The sequence below is a fragment of the Qipengyuania sp. ASV99 genome, assembly GCF_047872805.1.
In the GTDB taxonomy this organism is placed as follows: domain Bacteria; phylum Pseudomonadota; class Alphaproteobacteria; order Sphingomonadales; family Sphingomonadaceae; genus Erythrobacter.
Map to the genome: position 1 here is coordinate 35370 of NZ_JBLQUK010000014.1, position 25910 is coordinate 61279.

Sequence of the window (25910 nt, forward strand, 5' to 3'; positions counted from 1 at the left end):
CGCGCCGCCATGACGGACAGCCCTGTCGATCAGAATTCCGCCCCCGACACTCCCACCCCGCGCCGCAAGCCAAAGCCGGAGCGCGCAAGGCTGAACGGCCGCCCGCTTAAACCATCGACCATGATGATGGGTCACGGCTATGATCCCGAACTGTCCGAAGGCTCTCTGAAAGCGCCGATTTTCCTCACCTCCACCTTTGCCTTTCCCAGCGCCGCCGATGGCAAGCGGCATTTCGAAGGGATCACCGGCAAACGGCCCGGCGGGGCAGAGGGCCTCGTCTATTCGCGCTTCAACGGCCCCAATCAGGAAATTCTGGAGGATCGCCTGTCGATCTGGGACGGGGCCGAGGACGCGCTGACTTTCAGCAGCGGGATGACCGCGATCTGCATCCTGATGCTGGCCTATGTCGGACAGGGCGACGTCATCGTTCACTCCGGCCCGCTCTATGCCGCGACCGAGGGTTTCGTTGCCAAGGTGCTGGCGAAATTCGGCGTGACCTATGTCGATTTCCCCGCTGGCGCGACGCGCGACGAACTGGACGCGGTGCTGATGCGCGCCAAACGGCAAGCGAGCGAAAGCGGCGGCAAGGTGGCGATGGTCTATCTCGAAAGCCCCGGCAATCCGACCAATGCGCTGGTCGATGTGGAGGCGGTGCGCGATGCGCGCGACGCGATCCTGGGCACATCGTGCCCGATTGCTATCGACAACACTTTCCTTGGTCCGCTGTGGCAGCGACCGCTGGATCACGGCGCGGATATTGTGGCCTATTCGCTCACCAAATATGTCGGCGGGCATTCCGATCTGGTGGCGGGCAGCATCGCCGGGGCCAAGCACTGGATGGACCCGGTGCGCGCGCTGCGCAACACGATGGGCGGGATCGTCGATCCCAACACCGCGTGGATGCTGCTGCGCAGCCTCGAAACGGTCGAACTGAGGATGCAGCGCGCAGGCGAGAACGCGGCCAAGGTCTGCGCTTTCCTCAAAAGCCACCCCAAGGTGACCGGGCTCGGCTATCTCGGCGATATTCAGGATGTGCGGCAACAGGACATCTATGACCGCCACTGCCTGGGCGCGGGCAGCACGTTCAGCGTGTTTTTGAAAGGCGGCGAGGCCGAATGTTTCCGCTTCCTCGACAATCTACAAATCGCCAAGCTCGCCGTCAGCCTTGGCGGGACCGAGACGCTGGCGAGCCACCCGGCTTCGATGACTCATCTGTCCGTCCCCGACGAACGCAAGGCGGCGCTGGGGATCACCGACGCTCTGGTTCGGATCAGCGTGGGGATCGAGGATGCCGACGATCTGATTGCGGACTTTGCGCAGGCGTTGGATCACGTTTAAGACGGTCAGCCTCCCCTCTGCAACTGTGCGGGGAGCAAGGAGAACGCAATGACCGACACCCGCAAGCCCGTGTTCCTTGTTATCGGCGCCGGGGCCGGAATCGGTGGCAGCACCGCCGCGCGCTTTGCGGCGGGCGGCTACCATGCGGTGCTGGCGCGGCGCTCTGACGAGGCAGGGCTGGCGCGGCTGGTCGACCAGATCGAGGCGGCGGGCGGCAGCGCCTCGGGCACCTTGCTCAACGCATCCGAAGACGGCGCGATCGAGGAACTGGTGGAACGGGTTGAGCGCGACATCGGCCCGATCGAATGCGCGCTCTACAACCTTGGTGCGCAGATCGGAAACCGCAAGCTGCACGATACGCCGCATCGCACTTTCGAACTTGGCTGGCGGCTGGGGTGTTACGGCGTGTTCCGGCTCGCCCATGCGCTGTTCCCAGCGATGGTGGAGCGGGCGAAGAACGGCGCGCATGGGACATTGCTCGTCACGTCCGCCACCTCGGCCATGCGCGGCAATGCGGGGCAGCATAGCCACGCAGCGGCGATGGGCGGGCGGCGGATGCTGTGCCAGACATTGAACGCCGAATTCGGGCCGCAGGGCGTGCATGTCGCGCATATCGTGGTCGACGGCGCGGTCGATGCGCCCGACACTCTGGGCAAGCTGCTGGGCGACAAATTCGACGCGTTCAAAGCGGCCAAGGGCGACGAGGGTGTAATCGACCCGGCGCAAATTGCCGAAACCTATTGGCATCTCGCGCAGCAACCGCGCAATTGCTGGACGCATGAGGTCGACATCCGCCCATGGACCGACGTGGCGTGGTGGAACGACAACCCCAACCCCGAGATCGACGGGCGCGGCAAAAGCTTTGCCGGGCCGAAAGACTAACCGATCAGCTTGCCCACCAATGCGCGAAGCTCGGCATCAAGCGCATCATCGTTCAGCTTCCCGGCCTCGCGGTCGAACACTTTGGTGTAATGCGGCACCGACAGGCACCCGACCACATGGCCGCCAAAATGCGGCGCGGCGTTCACCGCAAAGTCGAGCACCCGCCCTGCCCCGCCTGCGCCGTCCGAGGTCGCCAGCATCAGTATCGGCTTGCCCTGCCACACTTCGCGGCCCAACCGGCTGCACCAGTCAAACAGATTCTTGAACGCCGCGGGATAGGCCCCGTTATGTTCGGCAAAGGAGATGATCAGCGCGTCCACCGCGCCGATCCTTGCCAGAAAATCTCGCGCCAATTGCGGCACGCCATCGGCGGCCTCGCGGTCAGCGCGGTAAATCGGCATCTCGTAATCATGAATATCCAGCGTCTCGATCTCAGCACCGCCCGCTGCCGCGAGGCTGGCGGCATAATCGACCAGCGTGCGGTTGATCGAGGTCGACGAATTGCTGGCGGCAAAGGCAAGAATGCGCATGGGTGCTCCTGAAAAGAGTGATATTTTAATGGTTTATCCGCGCCATTCGCGGCGGTCTTCGGCGGCGCGCAGAACTTCATAGGCAACTTGCAGTTTCTGAAATTGCTGTGCGGCGTCCGCGTCGCCCGGCTTCACATCGGGGTGCACTTCCTTGGCTTTCACCCGGTACGCTTTCTTGATCGCGGCGAAATCGGCATCGGGTTCGGCCTCGAGCACTTCGAGCGCACGCATTTCATCGGCGCTGCGCGACCCGTCCCCCGATCCGCTCCACCCGTAATGCGACGCCTCGGCATAGCCTGCGCTTTCCTGCCTTTCGGCGCGGGCGCGTTCGTCGCGTTGTTCCTTGTCCAGCCCTTCGAAATAATCCCAACCCTTGTTGTATTCGGCGGCGTGGACCTGACAGAAATACCAGCGGTCCGGGCTGTTGGGCGATTTGGGCGCGGGGCACAGACCGGCCTCGGCGCAGCCATGCCGGTCGCATTCCCGCTGAGCCACGGCCTCCCGCGATGAATCGTAGGAGCGCCAGCGCGGGAAGCCCCAATCGTTGGAGCGGCGCGGCTTAGCCATCGTGAAAAATGTCGTTGATCGGGTGAGTCACGCGCTCAATCTAGAGACTATGGCGCGGCTTGCCTAGGTGTGGGAACCAGTTGCGAAGTGAAATGTTGCATTGCAGTAGAACGCATCAGCGCCTATTTGATGCAAGACACGAACCACGGGACTTCAATGAGCCAACAACTCACCATCTCCAGCCTGTTCTCGGCCTTTGCGCTGGTCGCGCTCGCATTGTTTGCGCGCGCAGGCGAGATCGCTGGCGATTCTGCCGCTGCGGCAATCGATGCACCGCAAATCGTGCTGATTCAGGCCGCTGCCGATCTCGACGGGTGATTTTCCGGCCCGCCCGCCGATTGGCGGGGCGGGCCGAAAACCTTGCACAATCAATTGATGATGATGCTCGCCGCGCGGCGGTTGCGTGCCCACGCGGTTTCGTTGGAAGCCAGCGCGACGGGCCGTTCCTTGCCATAGCTGAGCGTGCGGATACGGTCCGCCGACACGCCCAGGCTGACGAGGTAATTCTTGGCCGAATTGGCGCGGCGTTCCCCCAGCGCAAGGTTGTATTCGCGGGTGCCGCGTTCATCGGCGTGGCCTTCGACGGTAAAGGTCAATTGCGGGAAGCGCGCGAAATATTGCGCCTGCGCCTGAAGCGCGGCGGCATCGGTGCTGTCGATGTTGAAACGGTCGGTGTCGAAATAGATCACCGATGAACTGCCGACGGCGTTTTCGAAATGCGCCTGCGTTCCGACCGTCGCTCCGGTTGGCGCGGTCGGCGTCGGGGTCGCGGTCGGCGCAGGCGTCGTGACCGGCGGCGGCGGCAATTCCTCAGGCGCCTTTTTCGAACATGCGCCCAGCGCCAGCGCCGAGGTGAGCAGCACGGCGGTAGCCGTTTTTGAAACAGAGAAAGTCATAAGGGTTACTCTCCGATATTGGCCGGGCAAAAGCGCCCCGGCGCGAAAATAATTATGTGCGAGCTTAAGCGAATTCAGGGGCGAATGGGTCCCCATGCAGGGTCCGATGCATCCACCGGGGTTGGCAATCTCCTTTCGTTGCGGCCCGTCAGATCGACCTGCCACAGCGAAGACCGGCCCGCATCGCGGGTGGTCCGGAAAAACTGGATGATCCGGCCATTCGGGGCCCAGGTCGGGGCCTCATCCTGCCATCCGTTCGTAAGCACCCGAAGGTTACCACCCGATGGCGTCATGACCGCCACGTTGAAATCGCCCGCGATCCGCGTGAAGGCGATCTGATCGCCGCGCGGGCTCCATTCGGGCGTGGCGCAGCGTCCTCCGAAAAAGGTGATGCGCCGCTGATTGGTGCCGTCGGCATCCATGATATAGCATTGCTGGCTGCCCGAACGGTCGCTTTCAAACACGATCCGGCTGCCATCGGGGGAGTATGATCCGCCAATGTCGATCCCCGGCGTATCGGTCAGCCGCACGCTGCGCCCGCCGCTTACCGGCACGCGGTAAATGTCGGTGTTGCCCGCGACCGCCATCGAATAAAGGATATAGCGGCCATCGGGCGACCAGCGCGGGGCAATCGTCGGGTTCTGGTTCTCGGTCACCAGAGTTTGCTGCCCGCTGCCGATGTCATAGACATAGATGCGCGGATTGCCGTCGACATAAGAAAGATAGAGGATCTTCGAATAATCGGGCGAATAACGCGGGGTGAGCGCGGTCGCGCTGCCCAAAGTCAGGAAACGGTGGTTGGCCCCGTCGCTGTCCATCACCGCCAGCCGTTTGACCCGGTTATCCTTGGGACCGGTTTCGGCGATATAGGCGATGCGGCTGTCGAAAAACGGGCTTTCGCCGGTCAGCCGGGCATAGATCAGGTCCGAACATTTATGCGCCGCGCGGCGCCAGTCGGCCGGGCGCACGACCCAGCCTTCGCGGATCAGTTCATCCTGCAAGGCAACGTCATAGAGGTAACACCCGACGACCAGCCGGTCATCGCCCTGCGCGCGGACATAACCATGCACCAGCATTTCCGCACCGCGCCCGGACCAGCTGCCCCAGCTAGGCGCGGTGATCTGCGCGAAAGCGGGGCTAGGCAGCGCGTCCGGCCCGGTCGGTTTGAACAGGCCATTGTTTTGGAGATTGGCGGTGATGACACGGGCAATTTCGCGCCCCAATGCTCCGGTGCCGTCGCTGTTGGCCGGGGTCGGTGCGTTGCGATCGGTGGCAAAGGCGGGGATGGCAATGCCGAGGTCTTCCCAATCGCTTTCATCGGTGACGGTGCCGCGCAGCGGACCTTCGCCGCCATCGTCGCCTTCAATCGCGATACCCGCAACCTCGCCGCCATCGCCCAGCGGCTCACCAAGGTCCTGCGCCTGTGCCGACGCGGTTGCCGCGAGCAGTCCCGCAAGGAGGGAAAGAACAAACGTCGCCTTCATATATCAGAGCCTTCTGTCGAATTGCCATTCGAGATCGTCCCAGCGACTATAGAACTGTGCAGGGAGGTTGAAAGGGGCCGCAAGCTGGACCGCGCGGATTGCACGCTCGCAATGAAGGTCAGCCTGCGGGCGGTTCGATTCGGTGATGCTGCCCGCTTCGGTGCGGCAGGTCGGTCTGCCCTTGAGGCTACCGTCCTCGGCCAGCCGCCAAGAGACGATTGACACCAGCCTGTCGGCATCGACGCCCGATGGCGCGTTCCAGTGGGGGCGCAATTGCCGTGTGATCGCACTGGCGAGCGCGGCCTGCTCTGCCCGCCCAAACGTCGCGGCGGGAGCGCGGGTTTCGTCGCTGCTTGTGCTGCTGCCCTGACCTTCAAGAAAACTGTCGCCGATGCGGCTGCCGCCAGCGTTTGCCGCAGGACGACTTGGCGCAGGGGCCTGCCGCGCGGGTTCAGGGCGGCGGCGCGGGCGCGGATCGGCAGGCGCGGGCCGCTGAGGGCGCGTCGCTGCGCGCGGTGCGGGCGGCGGCGGGGGTGTGACCGTCACAGGCGGCGCTGGCGCTGTCGCAGGTTCGGACGGCGGCGCAGGCACATCTGCCAAAACCGGCGCAATCGCGGCGCGGCTTTCGGGGACAGGATCGGGGGCGGTGGATTCCAGACTGACTTCGGTGGCGAGATTGACAGACATCCGTTCCGGCGTGACGGCACGCGGCGGAGCAAAGGCAAATTGCAGCGCCAGCACCGCCACCAGCAACAGATGCAAGACCACAGCCCCGGCAAGGCCGACTTTGTCCTCGGTATGGAAACCGGCGCGAAGTGCAGTCTCACCCATTGCAACCCTTCCTTATGGCGGGGTAACTGAACCGTCGGTGACCAGCGAAATCGAAGTAAACCCGGCGCGGCCCAATTCGCCCATCACCGCCATCACCCGGCCATAATCGAGGCTGCGGTCACCGCGCAGCACGATGGTCGGCAGCTCGCCCGTTCCGCCGCGGTCCAGCGCCGCCAGCGCATCGGGCAGCGCGCCTGCGGCGATTGCTTCGTTCTCGATATAAATCCGCCCCTGCGCATCGATGCTGATCGTCACCTGATCGGGGGTCTCTTCGACCGCATTGGCGCGGCTTTCGGGCAGTTCGAGCGGCACGCCGACCGCGGGTAGCGTCACCGTAACCATAAAGATAATGAGCAAGACCAGCATGACATCGACCAGCGGCGTGACGTTGATCTCCGCCATCGCCGCGCGGCGCGCACGGCGGCTGCGGCGGGAGGAGGAGGAAAGGTTCATCGCCATTTCGCTTGCCCCTCGTCATTGCGAGCGGAGCGAAGCAATCCAGAGCGGCTCGCTGTTACGCACTGGATTGCCGCGGCGCCTGCGTCGCCTCGCAATGACGAAAATCCTGCCATCATGCGCGGTCCAGTTCGCGGCTGAGCCCGGCGTTGACCTTGTCGGCAAAGCGTTGCAGCCGCGCTTCATATTGGTTCACCGCATGGCTGAACCGGTTGTAGGCGATCACCGCCGGAATGGCCGCGAACAGGCCGATGGCGGTGGCGAACAATGCCTCGGCAATGCCGGGGGCGACCACGGCGAGGCTGGCGCTTTGCTGCGCGCCGATCTGGAAAAAACTGTTCATGATCCCCCAGACCGTGCCGAACAGGCCGACGAAGGGCGCAACCGATCCGGTGGTGGCGAGGAAATTCAGCCGCCCGGCCAGTTCGTCCGCCTCTGCCGCGACCTGGCTTTCCATCGCCGCACCGATGCGCTGGCGCGCGGCGTCACGGTCAATCGGAGTTTTCGCGGTCGAACGCTTCCATTCATCCAGCCCCGCCCCTGCGACCCGAGCCGAAGGCACAGTGCCGCGCATTTTCTTGCTCAGCGCCGCCTCACGGTCTTTGGTGTCCCAGAAATCGCTCTCATACGCGCGCGATTTGCCGTTCAGCCCGCCGATCCTGAGGGTGAAGGCAACGATGATCGTCCAGGTCCAGATGCTGGCCAGGATCAGGCCCACCATCACCGCCTGCACGACAATATCGGCCGCCAGAAACAGTTCAATCGGGTCGAGCCGCGCCGGGCCAAGGGTCGAGGCGGTCTGGACCGCCGCAGCGCTCATCAAATCAATGGGCACTCTTAAATGTCCTCTCTGTTCATGAATTGTTTGAACGCCGCGCGCCATTCGGGCGGCTGGCGGCGCGGGCGTCCGTCAAGCGAGATGAAGCCGACGCGCAGATTTGCCTCGCACAGGGCTTCCTTGCCGTCCAAGGTCAAACGGCGCGCGACCTGATGCATCCTACAGCTTGCCGCGCCCAATTCGGTGCAAATCGTTTCGATCACCACATCGTCGTCCAGCTTGGCCGGGCGCAGATATCTGAGATTGATTTCCGACACCGCATAGGCGCCGCCTTCTCCACCCTTGGCCCCCGCCTCGATCGCGGCGCGTTGATCAATCTTCAGCATCCGCAGCAGATCGGACCGCGCGCGTTCAAACCAGCGCAGGTAATTGGCGTGATAAGTGATCCCGGAAAGATCGGTGTCCTCGTAATAGACGCGCACGCCATACAGATGGCGCGGGCCATCGAAGACGCCGCCGGGAAGAGGAGGATTAACCATCAGGGAGCCACCTAGCGCAGCAAGGAATCGCTGCAAAGCCGCGTTTGCAAACTCTGCGATGAACAGCGGTGAAACGAATCTGGCCTGCGGCCAATTCCGTTCATTTTCTCCAGATCATCGGCCCGAGCGGCTGCCCGCCGAACACATGCACATGCAGATGCGGCACTTCCTGCCCGCCATGTGCGCCAATATTGGCCATCAGCCGGTAGCCGGGTTCGACCAGCCCCTTTGCCCTCGCGACTTCGCCCACGGCGCGGATGAAGCCGCCGATTTCTGCATCCGGTGCCTTGGCGCTGAAATCGTCCCAGCTGACATAGCGCCCTTTCGGGATCACCAGCGTGTGAATTTCGGCCTGCGGGTTGATGTCCTCAAAGGCGAACGCCCATTCATCTTCATACACCTTCTTACAGGGGATTTCCCCGCGCAGGATCTTCGCAAAGATGTTGTTGTCATCATAGGGCAGCGTCGGATCAATCGGCATATCGTCTTCTACTCCTTGGTGCTCCGGTTCGCTTTTTCCTCAAGGCCCGAAAGCCCCTCGCGCCGGTCAAGTTCGGCCAGCACATGGTCGAGCGACACGCCCTTCGCGTTCAACAGCACCAGCAGGTGAAACAGCAGATCGGCGCTTTCGCCAACCAGTTCCTCGTTCGAGCCGGAAACGGCGGCAATCACCGCTTCGGTCGCTTCCTCGCCCAGCTTCTGCGCGATCTTGGGCAGGCCTTTCGCGTTCAGTTTGGCGACGTAGGATTCGTCGGGCGAGGCTGCGCGGCGCGCGGCAATGGTGGCTTCGAGGCGGGATAGGGTGTCGTTCACGTTTCAACTCTCGTCATTGCGAGGAGCGAGGCGACGCGGCAATCCAGAGCCGCATCGCGTGACGCTCTGGATTGCTTCGCTACGCTCGCAGTGACGAAGGTTCAACAGTCAAACCCCGCGCGCGGGCAAGCCTGCCGCGCGGAGCGCCGCGTGTGCCTCACTGATCGAGTGGGTGCCGAAGTGGAAGATGCTCGCCGCGAGCACCGCGCTCGCCTTGCCCTTTGTCACCCCTTCGACAAGGTGATCGAGCGTGCCGACCCCACCGCTGGCGATGACAGGCACGCTAACGCTTTCGGCGATGGTGGCGGTGAGATCGAGGTCATAGCCGCGCTGCGTGCCGTCGCCGTCCATGCTCGTCACCAGCAATTCGCCTGCGCCGAGGTCCGCGACCTTCACCGCATATTCGACCGCGTCGATACCCGTGGGCTTGCGCCCGCCATGGGTGAAGATTTCCCAGTTTCCGCGCGGCGTTCGGCGGGCATCGACACTTGCGACGACGCATTGGCTGCCGAATTTGGCGGCGATTTCCGCGACCAGTTCGGGCCGCGCCACGGCAGCGGAATTGATCGCGACCTTGTCCGCGCCCGCAAGCAACAGCGCGCGCGCATCCTCGACACTGCGCACTCCGCCACCGACGGTCAGCGGCATGAAGCACACCTCCGCCGCGCGTTTGACGATATCAAGCAGCGTCCCGCGCCCTTCATGGCTGGCGGAGATATCAAGAAAGCACAGTTCGTCCGCGCCCGCCGCATCATAGGCGCGCGCCTGTTCGACCGGATCGCCGGCGTCCTTGAGATCGACGAAATTGACGCCCTTCACCACGCGCCCATCGGCAACGTCGAGACAGGGGATGACACGGACGCGGACGGTCATGGGGTAGTTCCTTCGTCATTGCGAGCGTAGCGAAGCAATCCAGAGCGTCTCACGAAACGGCTCTGGATTGCCGCGCGGCTGCGCCGCTCGCAATGACGAAGTGGATTTTCACGCCCGCGTCTCCGCTCTCGCCCCCATCTGGATCGCCGCCGCGAGGTCGAGCTTGCCCTCATACAGCGCCCGCCCGGTAATCACGCCTTCGATCCCCTCATGCGCGTGGAGCGCGAGGATGTGGATATCGGACAGGCCCTTGACCCCGCCGCTCGCAATCACCGGAATGTCCACCCGGCGCGCCAAATCCACGGTCGCGTCGATGTTCACGCCCTTGAGCAGCCCGTCGCGGCCGATGTCGGTGAACAGCAGCGCGGCGACGCCCGCATCCTCGAAACGGCGGGCAAGGTCCACCACCGGCACGTCGGACACCTCGGCCCAGCCCTCGGTCGCGACCATGCCGTCCTTCGCATCGACCGCGACGACGATGCCGCCTTCCCATTCGCGCGCCATTTCCTTGACGAACTCGGGGTTCTTGAGCGCCGCCGAGCCCATCACCACCCGCGCCACGCCGAGGCCAAACCAGCCCTCGACCGCCTTTGCATCGCGGATGCCGCCGCCCAGCTGGACGTAGCCGGGGAATGCTTCGATGATTGCCTCCACCGCCGCGCGGTTGCGGCCCTCGCCTGCGAAACTTCCGTCGAGATCGACGACGTGCAGATGCTCCGCGCCGCTTTCCGCAAAGAGCATCGCTTGCGCCGCCGGATTGTCCCCGTAAACGGTGGCGCGGTCCATATCGCCTTCGGCCAGCCGCACGACTTCGCCGCCTTTAAGGTCGATGGCTGGGAAAACGATCATGGCTTCCACTCCAGGAATCGTTCGAGGGTCGCCAGCCCATAGGCCTGGCTCTTCTCCGGGTGATATTGCACGCCGCAGATATTGCCGCGTGTGACCGCGGCGACAAGCCCTTCACCGTGATCGGTCAGCGCAGCAACATGATGCGGGTCTTCGGCGACGAAGTGATAGGAATGGAGGAAATAAGCCTCTCCCTCCTCAATCACCCGATGCCCGCGCGCATGGGGCATCACGGCAACATCGTTCCAGCCCATATGCGGGACCTTGATCGCCGGATCATGCGGGGTGATCAGGCGCACCTCGCCCGGAATCCAGCCCAGCCCCTTATGCGCGCCAAACTCTAGCCCCCGGTCCGCAAGCAATTGCATCCCGACGCATATACCAAGGAACGGCGCGCCGCCGTGATAGACGCGCTCTGTCAAGGCCTCGACCATGCCGGGAACGGCGCGCAGGCCATCGGCGCAGGCCGCAAACGCGCCAACACCCGGCAACACGATGCGGTCAGCCCGGCGCACCACATCGGCATCGGCGGTGACAACCACATCGGCGCCCACCGCTTTCAGCGCATTATGGACCGAGTGAAGATTGCCCGCGCCGTAATCGATCAAAGCTATGGTCATTGTTTGTTTCGCGCAGCCCCATCCGGGGCTGCGTCCTCGCTAGACGTCCTCCGCTTCGCTACGGACCCGCTGCGGGCGGCCAGTCGGCCTTGCGGTCGCTGCGCGACCGATTGGTGCCTCTTGTTAGAACACCTCCTAACCACCCAACTGGCCCTTGGTGCTCGGGATCGCGCTGCCTTTCCTCGGGTCGCGTTCAACCGCGATCCGCATCGCGCGGGCAAAGCCTTTATAGATGCTTTCGCAAATGTGGTGGTTGTTGGTGCCGTAAAGCAGTTCGATATGCAGCGTCAGACCGGCGCTTTGCGCGACCGAATGGAACCAGTGCTCGATCAGCTCGGTGTCCCATTCGCCCAGTTTTTCCTGCGTGAAACGCGCGTTCCACACCAAAAACGGCCGCCCCGAAATATCGAGCGCGACGCGGCTGAGCGTTTCGTCCATCGGCGAATAGGCCGCGCCGTACCGCCCGATCCCGGCCTTATCGCCCAGCGCATCGGACAGCGCCTGACCCAGCGCAATCGCCGAATCCTCGGTCGTGTGGTGCTGATCGACATGCAGGTCGCCCGACACCTTCATCGTCACGTCGATCAGCGAATGTTTGGAAAACTGTTCGACCATGTGGTCCAGAAAGCCGATCCCGGTCGCCACATCATAGGCGCCGGTGCCATCGAGATTGACGGCGATCGAAATTCCCGTTTCTGCGGTCTTGCGTTCGACCGTCCCTGTGCGCTGGTCTGTGTTCATGCTCTGCGCCTATACGCCCGGCCCGATGCTGCGCAAGCATGAGATCAGGATAAAGCTCTGCTGCGCTGCACGAAACGCTTGACCAGCGCGGCGCGCGCCGCCACGATTCCAGCTGCAATGACCGAAGATACACCCGATAGCCTGATCCCCTATGACGAGATCGTTCAGGAAGCCTTGCGCGCGGTCGTGGGCCGCGTGCTGCGCGAGATTGAGCGCGGGGGGAGCGAGCTGCCTGGCAGTCACCATTTCTACATCACCTTCAAAACCCATGCGCAGGGGGTCACGATCCCGAAACATCTGCGCGAACGGTTTCCTGATGAAATGACCATCGTTTTGCAGAACAAGTTCTGGGATCTCGACGTGCGCGACGATGGGTTCAGCGTCGGCCTGTCGTTCAATCAGATCCCGGCAAAGCTCGAAGTGCCCTATTCCGCGATCACTGCATTCGTCGATCCGGCGGTCGATTTCGGGCTGCAGTTTCAGGCTTCGGCTGCCGAAATGGCGCATGAAGAACACGAAAACGCTCAGAATGATGCGGCAATTCCCGATGGCTCCGCCGAACACAGCAATGCCGATGGGTCGGTCGCTGACACGGCCGAAGATGATGGCTCCAACGTCGTGACGGTCGATTTCGGCCGCAAGAAATAGCGCAGCGGCGGGCCTGAATGGCAAAGCGCGCGCGCCCGGCAAATGCCCATCCCGCTGAGGAGGCGCAGGAGCGTATCGCGGTTGACAAAACCCCGGATTCGGACTGGCAAACGCGCGGTCTGCCGCTGCCCAGCACCAATCCTGCGACCAATCTGCTGATCGCGGATATTGTGCTGCGCGGGGCCTCCACCTTGTTTCGCAAAGGAGTCGAACAGCGCGTCGCCAGAGCCGGTTCGCAGCACGAAGGCGCAGCGCAGGAATTGCTCGACGGGCGAACGCTGATCACCACGCTGGCGCTGTATGGAGCGAGCAAGCTGGCGACGAGGTCTGTGCCGGGCCTGATGATTGTCACCGGCGGTCTTGCGCTCAAAACACTGTATGATCGCGGCAAGGCGCGGCAGCGGCGGCTCGCGCAAAAACCGCGCGGCGATTGAACCCGGCGCAACATCGCGCGGCAGGATCCTGCGTGCGCACTTGATTTTGCCCCCCGATCTGCGGCATCGGGACCTATGGGCGAACCAACCAAACATAGCCAATCCGACAAGCTCCACCGCCGGGGCCTGTTGTTCATCCTGTCCTCGCCATCGGGGGCAGGCAAGACGACCTTGTCGCATATGTTGCTGAAACAGGATTCCGACATCACGCTATCGGTGTCGGCCACCACCCGCCCGCCGCGTCCGGGGGAGGTTGACGGGGTGGATTACCATTTCGTTTCCGATGCCCAGTTTGACGCCATGGTTGCCGAAGATGAATTCTACGAATGGGCGCATGTGTTCGACCATCGTTACGGCACGCCCAAGGGGGCAATCCGGGCCGCGCTGAAAGAAGGGCAGGATTTCCTGTTCGACATCGACTGGCAGGGCACACAGCAGCTCTATCAAAAGGATCAGCAGGACGTTGTCAGCGTCTTTATCCTTCCGCCCAGCCTTGATGAACTGCGCCGCCGGCTCGAATCGCGCGCGCAGGACAGCAACGCAGTGATCGACGACCGGATGGACCGCGCCCGCGCCGAAATCAGCCATTGGGCCGAATATGATTACGTCGTCATCAATGACAATGTTGACGAATGTTTCGACCGGGTGCGCGAAGTGCTCGATGCAGAACGCATGCGCCGCACCCGTCAGACCGGGCTGATCCCGTTCGTGCGCGAATTGATGGGCGGATGATGCCATGATCGCCACTCTGCGGGCATTGGATCCCATGATCCGCGCAGACTTGCGTTGCGGCACCATAGCGCTTCACGAATTCATCAGCGACGCTGCCTACCCTTGCGTGGGAGCGAAGGCGGCAATCGGTCAGGGCACGCTCGCGGTATTTCAGGCGGGGGATATGACCAGCGCGCAAGATGACCGGGCAATTCACAGAGCCCTTACTCATGCGGCGCGCAGGACCGCCGCAGATTTGGGCAATTTCCGAAGTTTCGCCGTGCTGTTCGGCGGCCCGGTGATGGCCAGCGAAGCCGAATTCGAAGACGCCATGTGGGACCGTTTGCAAGCGCTCGCCGATTGGGATGCACAGCTCGGGTTTTCGTATGACGAGCGGGTCGATCGCGATCCGGTCAGCCCACATTTTGCGCTGAGTTTGGGGGGCAAGGGATATTTCGCCATCGGGCTGCATCCGCGCGCCTCGCGGCCCGCGCGGCGGTTTCGCTATCCAGCTATTGTCCTGAATCAGCACGCTCAGTTTGAACAGCTGCGAGACAGCGGGCAGTATGAAAAAATGCGGGCCACGATCCTGTCGCGCGACCTGCGATTGGCCGGGTCGGTCAACCCAATGCTGTCCCGCCACGGCGAAACAAGCGCGGCGCGGCAATATAGCGGGCGGGCGGTTGACGATAGCTGGCGCTGTCCCTTCCGCGATCCGCGCGCGTGAGTGAAACCAGGATAATCCCGCCGCGGTCTGGCACCGCGTTTCGGCTGAACCGTGGCCAGCGCCTTGTCGTGATCGACCCCATGGGATCGCAGGTCGCCGATTTGCTGGCGTTCCGCGCCGATGACCCGCGTGAGGTGATTTCGAACGGGCGCACATTGGATTACGAAGAGACGATCCGCCTGACGACCGGCAACCGACTGTGGTCAAACCGGTCGCAGGTGATGCTGACGATCGAGCGCGACGACACCGGCTGTCACGATTTTCTGCTGACGCCGTGCAGCACTGCGACGTTCCATCACTTTTACCCCGATCAGCCGGTTCACCGCGGATGTTTCGGGAATCTTGCCGAAGCGCTGGCGCCCTTTGGCGTCGCGGAGGACGGTATACCAACCGCGTTCAATATTTTCATGAACGTGGCGGTCGATGGCACGACCGGGCGCATCAACGTGCGCCCTCCGATCAGTAAGCCGGGCGATTGCATCGTCTTTCATGCCGAAATGGATCTGATCATCGGCCTGACCGCATGTTCGGCCTATGCGTCGAATGGTGGCAGTTTCAAGCCGATCCATTACCAGATCGTCGGCTGAAGGCATGGCCGTGCCAGCCGAATTGCCCGGTTAGACGCTCCGATGAATCTGCGCCGCCTGCCCGCGCTTCCGCTCGCGCTGGTCCCATCGGCGCGGCTGCGCATCGCGCTGACCTATGTGTGGCGGCATGGGAGGCTGCCCGATCTTCGCAATCCTTTGCGCTTTACCGAACTGGTGCAGCGCCGGAAACTGGACGACCGCAACCCCGCTTTGCCGGTCCTCTCGGACAAGATCGCCGCAAAGGCCTATGTGCGCCGCGTGCTCGGCGAAGACTGGATCATACCGACCCTATGGTCGGGCACGGACCTGCCCGCGCAGCCGCAATGGCCCTATCCGTTTATTCTGAAATCCAGTCACGGCTGCAATCAAAACGTGATCTGTCGCACCCCGGCGGACTGGCGCGAAGCGCGCAGGCGCGCCGCCCGGTGGGTCCGGCGCCCCTATGGATTGTGGCTGGACGAATGGGCGTATCGCCGCATCCCGCGCGGCTATATTGCCGAACCGTTTCTGGGCGACGCGGACGGGCGCGCGCCGGTCGATTACAAGATTTACGTGTTCGGCGGCAAAGCTGCCTATGTGCAAGTGCATCAGGACCGCTTTTCCGACCACCGCTGGGTGCTATACGACCGGCGCTGGAGCCAAGTTTCGATGTTTACAGAACCGGCTTCACGCCCGCCATCCAGCCTTGAGGAAATGCTCGATGGGGCCGAACGCCTTGCCCAATCCTTTGATTTTGCCCGCGTCGATTTCTACGAGATCGAAGGCCGCCCCAAATTCGGAGAAGTAACGTTCTATCCCGGCTCCGGGCTCGATCCCTTTGACCCACTCGAACTTGACCGGATCATCGGGCAGCGCTGGCTCGCCGCGAAAGCGCAAATGGCGGCGGACTAGGGCCCGTCGTGGCTACTTGCGCGTTCGCTCCATCAGATCGACAAGCTCCTGAAACTTTTCGCGCTGCGCCAGCTCATCGCCGCTCTTGATCGCTTCGGCAACACAGCACGCAGCGTGGTCTTTCAAAACCTGCGTTTCCACTTTCGCCAAGGCTGATTTGATCGCCTGTATCTGGTGCAGGATGTCGATGCAGTAGCGATCATCCTGCACCATCTGCGCAACCCCGCGGACCTGGCCTGCGATGCGGTTGAGCCGGTTGATCGTGGCGGTACCAGTATCACTCATGCCAGTCTTTCCTGTTGAAATACCCCTAGGGGGTATATATGGTTTGGCCTGATTGATCAAGAAAGGCTGAAACCTCGCATGGCCGAAATCTCGCGCCGCAACCTTATCAAAAGCACCGCCGGACTGGCGGCTTTTACTGCATTGCCGATGCCCGCATGGGCAACCGGTCGCTCAATGACCCATGCAACCCAGGAGTTTGGCGAAATGTCGGGCGAGGATATTGCGCTGTCGATCGGCGACCATCATTTCACGACCGGTGGCCGGTCCGGCCATGCTTTCGCTGTCAATGGCACGGTGCCCGGCCCGCTGCTGCGCCTGACCGAGGGGCAGAACCTCCGGCTGCATGTCACCAACAATCTGCACGAGGACAGCTCGATCCACTGGCATGGCCTGCTGCTGCCATTCCAGTTCGACGGCGTGCCCGGCGTCAGCTTTCCCGGCATCCGTCCCGGCGAAACCTTCACCTATGAATTTCCGGTCCGCCAGAACGGCACCTATTGGTGGCATTCGCATTCGGGGCTTCAGGAACAGGCGGGGCATTACGGCCCGATCATCATCGAAAGCGCTCAGCCCGATCCGCGCCCCAAACGCCAATATGACCGCGATTATGTGGTGCTGCTCAGCGAGTTCACGCCGATCCACCCGCATGAAATCATGCGCAAGCTGAAGGTCGGCAAACATTATTTCCAGCGCCAAATGCAGACCGCCAGCGAAGGCGAGATGTCGGGCGAGATGCGGCGGATGTGGGGCGAGATGCGGATGAACCCGCGCGACATCGCCGATGTGACAGGCGCGACCTACACCTATCTTATCAATGGGCATGGTCCCGCCGATGATTTGCAACTGGAATTCCGCCCCGGCGAACGGGTGCGGCTGCGCGTCATCAACGGCAGCGCCATGAGCTTTTTCAACCTGCGTATCCCCGGCGTGCCGATGACCGTAATTCAGGCCGACGGGCAGGATGTGGACGAGGTGGAGGTCGATGAATTCCAGATCGGCGTCGCGGAAACCTATGACGTGATCGTCACTCCGCCTGATGGCAGCCATGCGATCGTGGCCGAGGCGATGGATCGCAGCGGCATGGGCGTTGCCAGTCTGACGAGCCACAGCGGCCACAGGGCAAATCCGCCGTCTCTGCGCACAATCCCGACGCTGACCATGACCGACATGGGCATGATGGACCACGCCGCGATGGGGCATGATATGGGCGGCATGGCGGGCGGGATGGAACACAATATGCGCGACACGTCGCTGCTGCCCGATGACGTGGCCGTCGGTCCCGGCATTGATATGGTCGCGCCCATGCCGATGGACCGGATGGACTTCCCCGGCCTCGGCCTTGACGATGCGCCGCACCGGGTGCTGCGCTACACCGATCTGAAGGCAAAGCGGATGAACCCCCACCGCGAGGTGGAGCGCGAGATGGAGATCCATCTCACCGGCAATATGGAACGGTATATGTGGAGCTTTGACGGTCGCAAATTCACCGCCGTCACCGATGATCCGATCCGCTTTGGTTATGACGAACGCGTGCGCGTCAAACTCGTCAACCAGACGATGATGGCGCATCCGATCCACTTGCACGGCCATTTCTTCGAAATGGTCAATGGCGCGGATCACATGCACCAACCGCTGAAACATACGATGGTGGTGCAACCGGGCGGCACGGCGACATTTGACCTCACCGCCAATGAACCCGGCGACTGGGCATTCCATTGCCATCTGCTGTATCACATGCATGCCGGGATGATGCAGGTGGTGACGGTGCGACCCTTCCCTGACGGTGCGGCATCCTGATGCGCGGCTTGTTGATTGCCTGCGCGGCGCTATGCGCTGCGCCGCTCGCCGCGCAGGATCATTCCGCGCATGGATCGCATGGTGCGCAGCAGACTGCGCCCCCGGTCGATCATTGCGCCATGGGCCACCTGCCGCCCGAGCAATGCCCGCCCAAGGACGATCATGCAGGCCACGCCGTGCCGCAGGACAAATCCGCCCCCGGCGCTGCGCCGGAAACGGCCGTCCCCGCGCGCGCCTTCGAAGGGCCGCGCCATGCCGCCGATGCGATCTGGGGCACCGAAGTCATGGCCTCGAGCCGCAGCCAGCTCGCCCGCGAAAATGGCGGTATGCAAACCGGCGTGGTGATGATCGAACGGCTGGAGGCGCGGATTCCCGTCGGCGGCGGCGAAGAGGCCTATCTGTGGGACGCGCAGGCCTTTTATGGCGGCGACATCAACCGCTTCGTTATCAAAACCGAGGGTGAAGGCGAATTCGGCGGCGCTGTTGAGGACGCGGAGATTCAAGCGCTCTACAGCCGCGCCATCGGCCCCTTCTTCGACCTTCAGGCCGGTGTCCGTTTCGATCCCGAGCCCGACACACGCGGTCATCTGGTTCTCGGCGTGCAGGGCCTCGCGCCCTATATGTTCGAGCTCGACGCGGCGCTGTTTCTGTCCGACCGGGGTGACCTTACCGCACGGATCGAAGCGGAATACGACCAGCGGTTGAACCAGCGCCTTATCCTCCAGCCCCGGATCGAGCTGGAGCTTGCCGCCCAATCCATCCCCGAACGCGGCATCGGCTCCGGCCTCACCAAGATCGAGCCCGGACTGCGCCTGCGTTATGAATTGGCGCGTGAGTTCGCGCCTTATGTCGGCTTGGAGTATGAAGCGAAGCTGGGCGACACCGCAGACTTTGCGCGCGGCGCAGGCGAAGACCCGGATGGCGTCAAACTGATCGTTGGCCTTAGAGCATGGTTCTGAATGCAGGGTTCTGAGGAAGGGGATCAGCATTTTCTTCGCGCAATAGCCAAGACGCCGTTTTCCTACAGCATCCTGCCTCGCTATGGTCGCGGCTTTGGCTCTTTCCCATCGTCGGTTTCCCCGCGCGCAGCGTTGCAATGCGAAATTTCACGGCAAAGTGTCAAGCGGGCATATTTGCATTTTCTCTTTTATTTACATTAGTTTAAGGTTAAAAATCTGCTTGACACCCTGTCAAATGTGTCAAGCAGATCCAACTTTGCGCTATTGCTGGCGTGGGCGTGAAAAAGCCCGCCGGATGGCTCCGACGGGCTTTGCGAATTTTGCTTGTGGTGCGCTGCGTCAACCCGCCGGATCGTTGAACTGCATCGGCAGCGCGGCGTTGACGACCCCGCCATCGACAGTCACCGTGTCGCCGACCACATAATCGCCCGCGCGGCTGCACAAATAGATCGCAGCGGCGGCCATATCTTCTTTGGTCCCGATGCGCTTTGCCGGGATCATCGAAGCGCTGGCGTCAGGCGCGTTCTTGGCGGCCTTGTTCATCTCGCTGGCAAAGGCGCCCGGCGCGATCGAGGTGACGACGATATTGTCCTGAATGAGCCGCGCAGCCATCCGCCGGGTCAATTGGATCACCGCCGCCTTGGACGCCTGATAGGCATAGGTTTCCCAAGGGTTGATGCGTTGGCCATCGATCGAAGAAACGTGGATGACCTTGGCCGGATGGCCGCTCTTGCCGCCCGCGACCAGCAGATCGTGGAGCTTCTGGGTCAGGAAGAACGGCGTCTTGACGTTTAGGTCCATCGTCCGGTGCCACCCCGCCTCGTTGAATTCCAGATAGGGTTGCCCCCATGCAGCGCCGGCATTGTTGATGAGGATGTCGAGTTTTTCCTCACGTTTCTTCATCTCATCCGCCAGCGCGATCATGCCGTCCATCTGGCTGAGGTCGGCTGGGATGCCGATGACCTTATCGGCGCCAAACTCGTCAATCGTTTCCTGCATCTGATCGGCTTTGCGCGCCGAGATATAGACCCGCTCGCAGCCCGCTGCGAGCAGCCCTTCGACAAACATCTTGCCGATGCCGCGGCTGCCGCCGGTGACCAGCGCGATGCGGCCATGCAGGCCGAAAAGTGAATTGAGATCCATTGTCATTATGTCCTTAAAATCCGCGTGTCCTTAATACCCGCTCAGTTCCGCGACGCGATTGGCGTGGAAATAGGCATCGCCGAGAAATTCCTGAAGCGCGCGGTCGCGCTTCATATAAAGGCCGATGTCATATTCGTCGGTCATGCCGATCCCGCCGTGCATTTGCACGCCTTCCTTCACGGCGAGCCCGGCGGCCTTGGCAACCTTGGCCTTTGCGACAGAGGTCATCAGATCGGCGCTGCCCGCCTCGGCATCAAGCAATTGCTGCGCCTTGATCGTCACCGCGCGGGCGATCTCGACCTCTGAGTATAGATGCGCGGCGCGGTGCTGGAGCGCCTGAAATTCGCCGATGAGCTGGCCAAACTGTTTGCGCTGTTTGAGATAGTCGATGGTCATGTCCATCGCTCCACTGGCGACGCCGACGCCTTCGGCAGCGGCCCCGACCCGGCCCGCGGCGAGCATGGCGTTCAGCACCTCGCGCCCGCCATCAACCTCGCCGATGACCGCGCCGCCGTCGATTTCGACGCCGTCAAATCTTGTATGCGTGGCCATCGAGGAATCAACGAGGCGGACAGGATCGTGGCTCATATTCGCCGCATCCCTCGGCACCGCGAACAGGGTGATGCCGTCTACGTCATCATCTGCCCCGCTGGTGCGCGCTGCGACGACCAGCATATCCGCGCTGGCGCCGTGGATGACAAAGCTTTTGGAGCCAGACAGGCGGAACCCGTTGCCGGATTTTTCGGCCCTGGTGGTGATCCGGTCCGGGCGATGCTTGGCGGTTTCGTCGATAGCGACCGCAAACACGCTGTCGCCTTCGATCAGGCCGGGAAGATAGCGGCCCTTGAGGTCGCTGGAGCCGTGTTTCAGCGCGGTCGCGGCGAGCACGGAGGATGTCAGAAACGGTGACGGGGTAAGATTGCGCCCGATCTCTTCGAGCACGATGCCTGCCTCGACATGGCCCATACCGAGCCCGCCGTCATCCTCGCTTACGAGCATGCCGGTAAAGCCCATTTCGGCCATCTGTTTCCACAGGCCGTGGCCAAAGCCGTCCTTGCAATTGCGGTCGCGCCAATGGCGCAATTGTTTGGCGATATTGCCTTCATCGGCCATGAAACCGCGCGCGGTATCGGCCAGCATCGCCTGATCTTCATCGTGGTAAAGCGGCATCGATCAGGCTCCCGGCAGTTCGAGGATACGTTTGGAAATGACGTTGAGCATGACTTCGGACGTGCCGCCCTCGATCGAGTTGGCTTTGGTCCGCAGCCAGCCGCGCGACGGTTTGCCCCCACCGGTTTCCTCGCTGTCCCATTCGAGGCTGCGCGAACCGCCGACCGACATCATCAATTCGTGCCGCCGCTTGTTCAGTTCGGTCCCGACATATTTCATCATGTTGGGCTGCGCCGGGTGGCCTTTGCCGGATTTCATTTCGTCCATGAATTTTTCGCCCATCGCGGTAAAGGCAAGCGCATCGACGTCGAACAGCGCCAGCTCAGCGCGCAGCACCGGGTCGAGTTCGTCGCCGGTCTTGGCCGAATGGCGCTTCATCGCCGAACCGATCGCGGCGGTCCGTTCTCCCCCGCCCAGGCCAGAGATCATCTCGCGTTCGTGTCCGAGCAGATATTTCGCCACATCCCAGCCGCGATTGATCTCGCCAACATAACCGGGGCAATCCTCGCCGTAGCTTTTGGGCACCGTCACATCATCGAAGAAGGTTTCGCAGAACGGGCTGTTGCCGCTGATCAGCAAAATCGGCTTGGTCGAAACACCGCCGCCCGCCATGTCGAACAGCATAAAGGTGATGCCCTTGTATTTGTCGTCCTTGTCAGTGCGGACAAGACAGAAAATCCAGTCGGCCTCGTCGGCATAGGAGGTCCAGATCTTTTGCCCGTTTACGACCCAGTGATCGCCCCGGTCTTCGCCAAAGGTCTGCATCGAGACAAGGTCGCTGCCGCTGCCCGGTTCGGAATATCCCTGGCACCAGCGGATTTCGCCGCGCGCGATTTCATTCAGGAAACGTTGCTTCTGCCCCTCTGTCCCGAATTGCAGCAGCGCCGGACCGAGCATCCAGATACCGAAGCTCGACAAGGGCGGACGCGCGCCGATGCGGCTCATCTCCTGACGCAGCACCTTGGCTTCGGCTGCGTTCAGCCCCGCTCCGCCATAGGCTTTCGGCCATGCAGGCACGGTGTAGCCCTTTACGCGGCAGGCTTCGAACCACGCGCGCTGCGCGTCGTTTTTGAAGGTGGCATTGCGGCCACCCCAATAGACATCGTCATCGTCGCGCACCGGCTCGCGCATTTCCGCCGGGCAATGCGCCTCCAGCCAGGCGCGGGTTTCTGTGCGGAAGGTTTCCAACTCGTCTGGCTGATCGGTCATATCCCGGTTCCTCTCATTTCATTGTCCCACTTTACGCCAGCGTTATCGTGATTTGCATGCCCGCCGCAAGCACATCTCACGCAGACGCGGATGCCGTAGCGTCAGCCGGATTCCATTGACGAAAGGAACAACAGGGCTAGTTTCATTGCACAGGTTTGGGAGAACCAGAATGACCGGATTCGTTAACGCCAAAGCAGCGCAGGGCCGGCTATTGTGAGCTTTGTTACAGGCAAATTGCCGCTCAGACTCAAGATTATCCATGGTTCAGGTGCGGTGGCATTCGGTGTCAAGGATAGCGGCTTTTCGTTCTTTCTGTTGCCCTATTACAATCTGGTTCTGGCCGTGGATGCCGGGATCGTCGCAGCGGCGCTGGCCACTGCGCTGGTGATTGACGCCTTTGTCGATCCGTTGATCGGGCATTTGTCAGACCGGACTTACACGCGCTGGGGCCGCCGCCTGCCATGGCTGTATCTTGCACCCATCCCGCTGGCCTTTGCGTGGGCGTTGCTTTGGTCTCCGCCGTTTGCTGGCACGCCGGGCTATGCGGAAATCGTCATGCTCGCGGTTGGAGTGCGGCTTTTGCTATCCGCTTGTGAAGTGCCCTCGGTCAGTCTGGTGCCCGAGATCACCGACAATTATGTTGAACGCACCACTCTGTTCCGGTTTCGCTTCCTATCTGGATGGGTCGGCGGCATCATGATGATGATCCTGACGTTTTCGGTGTTCCTGCCAACACCAGAGGCGCAATTGCAACCCGAAGGCTATGCCGCATATGGACTGTTTGGGGCCTGCGTCATGGTGCTGTCGGTGATCGGGTCGGCTGCGGGTCAGCACCGGATTGTGGCGCACCTGCCAGCACAAAAGCCGCCGCCTTTCTCGCTGACCGGAGCCTTTGCCGAGATTTTCGACGCATTCCGGGAAAAGGCGTTCCTGATCTTCGCACTGGGCGGACTGGCGTCCTACATCAGTCAGGGCATGACATTCTCGATCACGCAATATGTGAACCTGTATATCTGGCAATTCGATGAGACGGCGTTTCAGATCTATCCGATTTGCCTGTTTGCCTCGGTCGTGTTGATGTTCGTGATTGTGGGTCCGCTGCACAAACGCTTTGGCAAACCGCTAAGCGCGGCGGGCGGTGCATTGGTCAGCGTAGTGATCTATTTCACGCCCTACACCGTGCTGTTGCTGGGCCTCTGGCCGGAGACGGGCACGACGTTATCGACCGCGATGGTGCTCGGGTTCCTGCTGTTCGGCAACACGGCGGGGGTCGTCTCGATCATTTCGGCCACGTCGATGGTGGCGGAGATCGTCGAGGCTTTTGAAGAACGCACCGGCAAGCGCGCCGAGGGCACTTTCTATTCGGGCAATTGGCTGGTGCAGAAATGCGCGACCGGCGGAGGCATCATGCTGACCGGTCTGATCGTCAGCAGCATCGGTCTTGATCCGGGGACGCCGCAGAGCGAGGTCTCCGAAGGCACCGTGTTGCAACTGGCTATGCTGTATATGGCGGCGTCGGCGGTGCTGGGGGTTTTTGCGGTCTACTGGCTGGCCCGGTTTCCAATATCGCGCGAACAGCACGAGGCACGCATCGCGGCAAAATCAGCGCGCAGTTCGGCGCAATCAGAGCAGCATGACCCGATCAGCGACGCGGCCCGGGCCGATCCCGACGCGACCACGATCGCCCCGTGAACCCTGTCAAATGAGAGCTTGGCTCGCACGGCTGGCTCTGCCACGGTCGCGTATCAGATTCGATTGCAATTCAGGACTTGAGAGAGGAAACCCCGATGGATTTTGAGCCTACCGAACGTCAGGCCTATTGGCGCGATCGCGTCCGCGATTTTATCGAGGCGCATGTCCGCCCCAATATGGAAACCTACCGGCAGCAGGATGCCGAGGGTGACCGTTGGAAAGTGATCCAGATCATCGAGGACAAAAAGAAGCTCGCCAAGGATGCAGGGCTCTGGAACCTGTTCATGCCGCCGCGCAACGACAGCCATCACCATGTCGATGACACATTCGAATTCGAAGGACCCGGCCTCACCAATCTCGAATATGCGCTATGCGCAGAGGAAATGGGCCGGATCGGCTGGGCGAGCGAGGTCTTCAACTGCTCCGCCCCCGACACCGGCAATATGGAAGTGTTCCACCGTTACGGCACGCGCGAACAGAAAGAGCAATGGCTGCGCCCGATCATGAATGGCGAGATTCGCTCCGCCTTCCTGATGACCGAACCCTTCACCGCCTCTTCGGATGCAACCAATATCGAAACCCGGATTGAACGCGACGGCGATGAATATGTCATCAACGGCCGCAAATGGTGGTCTTCGGGGCTTGGCGATCCGCGTTGCAAGGTCTCCATCGTGATGGGCAAGACCGACTTTTCCGCTGGCCGTCACGCGCAGCAGAGCATGCTTCTGATGCCCAATGATGCGCCGGGGGTGAACATCATCCGCCACCTTCCCGTGTTCGGATATGACGACGCGCCGCATGGCCATATGGAAGTCGAAATGAAGGACGTGCGCGTCCCTGCGACCAACATGTTGCTGGGCGAAGGGCGCGGGTTCGAGATCGCTCAAGGCCGCCTTGGGCCGGGCCGCATCCATCACTGCATGCGCACCATCGGGGTCGCAGAGGAAGCGCTGGCCAAGATGTGCCGCCGCCTGCAGGAACGCGAAGCCTTTGGCAAACCGATCTACAAACATTCGGTTTGGGAAGAGCGCGTTGCGCGCGCGCGGATCGATATCGACATGACCCGGCTGCTCTGCCTCAAGGCGGCAGACATGATGGACAAGGTCGGCAACAAATCCGCCAAGCAGGAAATCGCCATGATCAAGGTGCAGGCCCCCAACATGGCGCTGCGCATCATTGACGATGCCATTCAGGCGCATGGCGGCGGCGGCGTGTCGAATGATTACGGCCTTGCCAACGCCTATGCCCATCAGCGCACATTGCGGCTGGCCGATGGTCCGGACGAAGTGCACGCCCGCTCTATCGCGCGCATGGAATTTGGCAAACACCTGCCAGAGGCTGGGCCGACCGCCAACGCCTTGCGCAGCGGCGCAGGTGGCGCTGCCAACGACGCAGCAGGGTTCAGTTCGGGCGATATGGGCGTTGCCCGTTAACCAGCCATGCCGGAGCCGTTCGTGCTGAGC

31 protein-coding genes are annotated in these 25910 nt (G+C 62.1%); 13 read left to right on the forward strand and 18 right to left on the reverse strand.

Translation table 11 applies throughout. The annotated features are described in order from the left end of the window. The first annotated feature begins 9 nt into the window (after window positions 1–9). A complete protein-coding gene (locus ACM64M_RS13250; protein WP_416229183.1) occupies window positions 10–1338 on the forward strand; it encodes a cystathionine gamma-synthase family protein in 1329 nt (442 codons plus the stop codon). A gap of 48 nt (window positions 1339–1386) precedes the next feature. After that, the gene (locus tag ACM64M_RS13255; RefSeq protein ID WP_416229184.1) at window positions 1387–2220 is read left to right on the forward strand and encodes an SDR family NAD(P)-dependent oxidoreductase; all 834 of its coding nucleotides are present in this window, start codon (window positions 1387–1389) and stop codon (window positions 2218–2220) included. Here the strand turns inward: ACM64M_RS13255 and ACM64M_RS13260 are convergent. Both ACM64M_RS13260 and ACM64M_RS13265 read right to left on the reverse strand, forming a co-directional pair. After that, entirely contained in the window at window positions 2217–2750 is a 534-nt protein-coding gene (locus ACM64M_RS13260) for an NADPH-dependent FMN reductase (protein WP_416229185.1), read from the reverse strand. The two genes, ACM64M_RS13255 and ACM64M_RS13260, sit on opposite strands and share 4 nt — an antisense overlap. 33 nt (window positions 2751–2783) lie before the next feature. Beyond that, window positions 2784–3317, reverse strand: a complete 534-nt coding sequence (locus ACM64M_RS13265) for a DnaJ domain-containing protein (protein ID WP_416229186.1) — start codon at window positions 3315–3317, stop codon at window positions 2784–2786. Window positions 3318–3473: 156 nt separating this feature from the next. Between ACM64M_RS13265 and ACM64M_RS13270 the strand changes: the two genes are divergently transcribed. After that, complete coding sequence (locus ACM64M_RS13270) at window positions 3474–3635, forward strand: hypothetical protein (protein ID WP_416229187.1); 162 nt, start codon at window positions 3474–3476, stop codon at window positions 3633–3635. A 50-nt stretch (window positions 3636–3685) separates the two neighbouring features. Here the strand turns inward: ACM64M_RS13270 and pal are convergent, their stop codons facing one another. The 12 genes from pal to hisB all read right to left on the reverse strand — a co-directional run bounded on the left by pal (window position 3686) and on the right by hisB (window position 12194). After that, entirely contained in the window at window positions 3686–4213 is a 528-nt protein-coding gene (gene pal / locus ACM64M_RS13275) for a peptidoglycan-associated lipoprotein Pal (RefSeq protein WP_416229188.1), read from the reverse strand. 74 nt (window positions 4214–4287) lie between these two features. Continuing rightward, entirely contained in the window at window positions 4288–5697 is a 1410-nt protein-coding gene (tolB, locus tag ACM64M_RS13280) for a Tol-Pal system beta propeller repeat protein TolB (protein ID WP_416229189.1), read from the reverse strand. A 3-nt stretch (window positions 5698–5700) separates the two neighbouring features. After that, a complete protein-coding gene (locus tag ACM64M_RS13285; protein ID WP_416229190.1) occupies window positions 5701–6528 on the reverse strand; it encodes an energy transducer TonB in 828 nt (275 codons plus the stop codon). A 12-nt stretch (window positions 6529–6540) separates the two neighbouring features. Next, window positions 6541–6987: an ExbD/TolR family protein gene (locus ACM64M_RS13290; RefSeq protein WP_416229191.1), complete on the reverse strand. Its 447-nt coding sequence runs from the start codon at window positions 6985–6987 to the stop codon at window positions 6541–6543. A gap of 112 nt (window positions 6988–7099) precedes the next feature. After that, window positions 7100–7819 (reverse strand): protein TolQ, encoded by a 720-nt coding sequence (gene tolQ / locus ACM64M_RS13295; RefSeq protein ID WP_416229192.1) that lies wholly within the window; start codon window positions 7817–7819, stop codon window positions 7100–7102. 2 nt (window positions 7820–7821) lie between these two features. Further along, window positions 7822–8301, reverse strand: a complete 480-nt coding sequence (locus ACM64M_RS13300; protein WP_416229193.1) for a YbgC/FadM family acyl-CoA thioesterase — start codon at window positions 8299–8301, stop codon at window positions 7822–7824. Window positions 8302–8401: 100 nt separating this feature from the next. Then, the gene (locus ACM64M_RS13305; RefSeq protein ID WP_416229194.1) at window positions 8402–8782 is read right to left on the reverse strand and encodes a histidine triad nucleotide-binding protein; all 381 of its coding nucleotides are present in this window, start codon (window positions 8780–8782) and stop codon (window positions 8402–8404) included. An 8-nt stretch (window positions 8783–8790) separates the two neighbouring features. Further along, window positions 8791–9114: a phosphoribosyl-ATP diphosphatase gene (locus ACM64M_RS13310; protein WP_416229195.1), complete on the reverse strand. Its 324-nt coding sequence runs from the start codon at window positions 9112–9114 to the stop codon at window positions 8791–8793. A 108-nt stretch (window positions 9115–9222) separates the two neighbouring features. Continuing rightward, window positions 9223–9987: an imidazole glycerol phosphate synthase subunit HisF gene (gene hisF / locus ACM64M_RS13315; protein WP_416229196.1), complete on the reverse strand. Its 765-nt coding sequence runs from the start codon at window positions 9985–9987 to the stop codon at window positions 9223–9225. A 108-nt stretch (window positions 9988–10095) separates the two neighbouring features. Further along, the gene (gene hisA / locus ACM64M_RS13320) at window positions 10096–10836 is read right to left on the reverse strand and encodes a 1-(5-phosphoribosyl)-5-[(5-phosphoribosylamino)methylideneamino]imidazole-4-carboxamide isomerase (protein ID WP_416229197.1); all 741 of its coding nucleotides are present in this window, start codon (window positions 10834–10836) and stop codon (window positions 10096–10098) included. After that, complete coding sequence (gene hisH, locus ACM64M_RS13325) at window positions 10833–11453, reverse strand: imidazole glycerol phosphate synthase subunit HisH (protein WP_416229198.1); 621 nt, start codon at window positions 11451–11453, stop codon at window positions 10833–10835. The genes hisA and hisH overlap by 4 nt, the downstream gene beginning before the upstream one ends. 135 nt (window positions 11454–11588) lie before the next feature. Continuing rightward, on the reverse strand, window positions 11589–12194 hold the full coding sequence (gene hisB / locus ACM64M_RS13330) for an imidazoleglycerol-phosphate dehydratase HisB (protein WP_416229199.1): 606 nt from the start codon (window positions 12192–12194) through the stop codon (window positions 11589–11591). Window positions 12195–12311: 117 nt separating this feature from the next. Between hisB and ACM64M_RS13335 the strand changes: the two genes are divergently transcribed. The 6 genes from ACM64M_RS13335 (at window position 12312) to ACM64M_RS13360 (ending at window position 16192) form a co-directional block, all read left to right on the forward strand. Continuing rightward, the gene (locus tag ACM64M_RS13335) at window positions 12312–12842 is read left to right on the forward strand and encodes an SspB family protein (RefSeq protein WP_416229200.1); all 531 of its coding nucleotides are present in this window, start codon (window positions 12312–12314) and stop codon (window positions 12840–12842) included. A 17-nt stretch (window positions 12843–12859) separates the two neighbouring features. Then, window positions 12860–13276 carry a hypothetical protein gene (locus tag ACM64M_RS13340; protein ID WP_416229201.1) on the forward strand — a complete coding sequence of 139 codons (417 nt, stop codon included), beginning with the start codon at window positions 12860–12862 and terminating at the stop codon, window positions 13274–13276. A 75-nt stretch (window positions 13277–13351) separates the two neighbouring features. Next, window positions 13352–14008 carry a guanylate kinase gene (gene gmk, locus ACM64M_RS13345; protein WP_416229202.1) on the forward strand — a complete coding sequence of 219 codons (657 nt, stop codon included), beginning with the start codon at window positions 13352–13354 and terminating at the stop codon, window positions 14006–14008. A gap of 34 nt (window positions 14009–14042) precedes the next feature. Further along, window positions 14043–14714 (forward strand): guanitoxin biosynthesis heme-dependent pre-guanitoxin N-hydroxylase GntA, encoded by a 672-nt coding sequence (gene gntA / locus ACM64M_RS13350; RefSeq protein WP_416229203.1) that lies wholly within the window; start codon window positions 14043–14045, stop codon window positions 14712–14714. After that, entirely contained in the window at window positions 14711–15301 is a 591-nt protein-coding gene (locus ACM64M_RS13355) for a DUF1989 domain-containing protein (RefSeq protein WP_416229204.1), read from the forward strand. Before gntA ends, ACM64M_RS13355 begins: the two co-directional genes overlap by 4 nt. Before the next feature lie 42 nt (window positions 15302–15343). Continuing rightward, a complete protein-coding gene (locus ACM64M_RS13360) occupies window positions 15344–16192 on the forward strand; it encodes an ATP-grasp fold amidoligase family protein (protein WP_416229205.1) in 849 nt (282 codons plus the stop codon). Between the two features lie 12 nt (window positions 16193–16204). Here the strand turns inward: ACM64M_RS13360 and ACM64M_RS13365 are convergent, their stop codons facing one another. Continuing rightward, on the reverse strand, window positions 16205–16477 hold the full coding sequence (locus ACM64M_RS13365; protein ID WP_416229206.1) for a metal-sensitive transcriptional regulator: 273 nt from the start codon (window positions 16475–16477) through the stop codon (window positions 16205–16207). A gap of 78 nt (window positions 16478–16555) precedes the next feature. On the opposite strand from ACM64M_RS13365, the gene ACM64M_RS13370 reads away from it, so the two are divergent. After that, window positions 16556–18274 (forward strand): copper resistance system multicopper oxidase, encoded by a 1719-nt coding sequence (locus tag ACM64M_RS13370; RefSeq protein ID WP_416229207.1) that lies wholly within the window; start codon window positions 16556–16558, stop codon window positions 18272–18274. Next, on the forward strand, window positions 18274–19233 hold the full coding sequence (locus ACM64M_RS13375) for a copper resistance protein B (RefSeq protein WP_416229208.1): 960 nt from the start codon (window positions 18274–18276) through the stop codon (window positions 19231–19233). The genes ACM64M_RS13370 and ACM64M_RS13375 overlap by 1 nt, the downstream gene beginning before the upstream one ends. Window positions 19234–19572: 339 nt before the next feature. On the opposite strand, the gene ACM64M_RS13380 is transcribed toward ACM64M_RS13375, so the two are convergent. From ACM64M_RS13380 to ACM64M_RS13390, 3 genes are read right to left on the reverse strand one after another with little or no spacing between them, the layout of a single operon-like run. Next, entirely contained in the window at window positions 19573–20376 is an 804-nt protein-coding gene (locus ACM64M_RS13380; protein ID WP_416229209.1) for an SDR family oxidoreductase, read from the reverse strand. Between the two features lie 30 nt (window positions 20377–20406). Further along, window positions 20407–21546 carry an acyl-CoA dehydrogenase family protein gene (locus ACM64M_RS13385; RefSeq protein ID WP_416229210.1) on the reverse strand — a complete coding sequence of 380 codons (1140 nt, stop codon included), beginning with the start codon at window positions 21544–21546 and terminating at the stop codon, window positions 20407–20409. 3 nt (window positions 21547–21549) lie between these two features. Beyond that, window positions 21550–22755, reverse strand: a complete 1206-nt coding sequence (locus ACM64M_RS13390) for an acyl-CoA dehydrogenase family protein (protein ID WP_416229211.1) — start codon at window positions 22753–22755, stop codon at window positions 21550–21552. 213 nt (window positions 22756–22968) lie between these two features. On the opposite strand from ACM64M_RS13390, the gene ACM64M_RS13395 reads away from it, so the two are divergent. Then, a complete protein-coding gene (locus ACM64M_RS13395) occupies window positions 22969–24447 on the forward strand; it encodes an MFS transporter (protein ID WP_416229212.1) in 1479 nt (492 codons plus the stop codon). A gap of 95 nt (window positions 24448–24542) precedes the next feature. Continuing rightward, a complete protein-coding gene (locus ACM64M_RS13400; protein ID WP_416229213.1) occupies window positions 24543–25880 on the forward strand; it encodes an acyl-CoA dehydrogenase family protein in 1338 nt (445 codons plus the stop codon). The last annotated feature ends 30 nt before the right edge of the window (window positions 25881–25910 follow it).

Coding starts and splice junctions, on each gene's coding strand:
- ACM64M_RS13250 (WP_416229183.1), top strand. CDS start 10: ATGACGGACAGCCCTGTCGATCAGAATTCCGCCCCCGACACTCCCACC.
- ACM64M_RS13255 (WP_416229184.1), top strand. CDS start 1,387: ATGACCGACACCCGCAAGCCCGTGTTCCTTGTTATCGGCGCCGGGGCC.
- ACM64M_RS13260 (WP_416229185.1), bottom strand. CDS start 2,750: ATGCGCATTCTTGCCTTTGCCGCCAGCAATTCGTCGACCTCGATCAAC.
- ACM64M_RS13265 (WP_416229186.1), bottom strand. CDS start 3,317: ATGGCTAAGCCGCGCCGCTCCAACGATTGGGGCTTCCCGCGCTGGCGC.
- ACM64M_RS13270 (WP_416229187.1), top strand. CDS start 3,474: ATGAGCCAACAACTCACCATCTCCAGCCTGTTCTCGGCCTTTGCGCTG.
- pal (WP_416229188.1), bottom strand. CDS start 4,213: ATGACTTTCTCTGTTTCAAAAACGGCTACCGCCGTGCTGCTCACCTCG.
- tolB (WP_416229189.1), bottom strand. CDS start 5,697: ATGAAGGCGACGTTTGTTCTTTCCCTCCTTGCGGGACTGCTCGCGGCA.
- ACM64M_RS13285 (WP_416229190.1), bottom strand. CDS start 6,528: ATGGGTGAGACTGCACTTCGCGCCGGTTTCCATACCGAGGACAAAGTC.
- ACM64M_RS13290 (WP_416229191.1), bottom strand. CDS start 6,987: ATGGCGATGAACCTTTCCTCCTCCTCCCGCCGCAGCCGCCGTGCGCGC.
- ACM64M_RS13300 (WP_416229193.1), bottom strand. CDS start 8,301: ATGGTTAATCCTCCTCTTCCCGGCGGCGTCTTCGATGGCCCGCGCCAT.
- ACM64M_RS13305 (WP_416229194.1), bottom strand. CDS start 8,782: ATGCCGATTGATCCGACGCTGCCCTATGATGACAACAACATCTTTGCG.
- hisF (WP_416229196.1), bottom strand. CDS start 9,987: ATGACCGTCCGCGTCCGTGTCATCCCCTGTCTCGACGTTGCCGATGGG.
- hisA (WP_416229197.1), bottom strand. CDS start 10,836: ATGATCGTTTTCCCAGCCATCGACCTTAAAGGCGGCGAAGTCGTGCGG.
- hisH (WP_416229198.1), bottom strand. CDS start 11,453: ATGACCATAGCTTTGATCGATTACGGCGCGGGCAATCTTCACTCGGTC.
- hisB (WP_416229199.1), bottom strand. CDS start 12,194: ATGAACACAGACCAGCGCACAGGGACGGTCGAACGCAAGACCGCAGAA.
- ACM64M_RS13335 (WP_416229200.1), top strand. CDS start 12,312: ATGACCGAAGATACACCCGATAGCCTGATCCCCTATGACGAGATCGTT.
- ACM64M_RS13340 (WP_416229201.1), top strand. CDS start 12,860: ATGGCAAAGCGCGCGCGCCCGGCAAATGCCCATCCCGCTGAGGAGGCG.
- gmk (WP_416229202.1), top strand. CDS start 13,352: ATGGGCGAACCAACCAAACATAGCCAATCCGACAAGCTCCACCGCCGG.
- gntA (WP_416229203.1), top strand. CDS start 14,043: ATGATCCGCGCAGACTTGCGTTGCGGCACCATAGCGCTTCACGAATTC.
- ACM64M_RS13360 (WP_416229205.1), top strand. CDS start 15,344: ATGAATCTGCGCCGCCTGCCCGCGCTTCCGCTCGCGCTGGTCCCATCG.
- ACM64M_RS13365 (WP_416229206.1), bottom strand. CDS start 16,477: ATGAGTGATACTGGTACCGCCACGATCAACCGGCTCAACCGCATCGCA.
- ACM64M_RS13370 (WP_416229207.1), top strand. CDS start 16,556: ATGGCCGAAATCTCGCGCCGCAACCTTATCAAAAGCACCGCCGGACTG.
- ACM64M_RS13375 (WP_416229208.1), top strand. CDS start 18,274: ATGCGCGGCTTGTTGATTGCCTGCGCGGCGCTATGCGCTGCGCCGCTC.
- ACM64M_RS13380 (WP_416229209.1), bottom strand. CDS start 20,376: ATGGATCTCAATTCACTTTTCGGCCTGCATGGCCGCATCGCGCTGGTC.
- ACM64M_RS13385 (WP_416229210.1), bottom strand. CDS start 21,546: ATGCCGCTTTACCACGATGAAGATCAGGCGATGCTGGCCGATACCGCG.
- ACM64M_RS13390 (WP_416229211.1), bottom strand. CDS start 22,755: ATGACCGATCAGCCAGACGAGTTGGAAACCTTCCGCACAGAAACCCGC.
- ACM64M_RS13400 (WP_416229213.1), top strand. CDS start 24,543: ATGGATTTTGAGCCTACCGAACGTCAGGCCTATTGGCGCGATCGCGTC.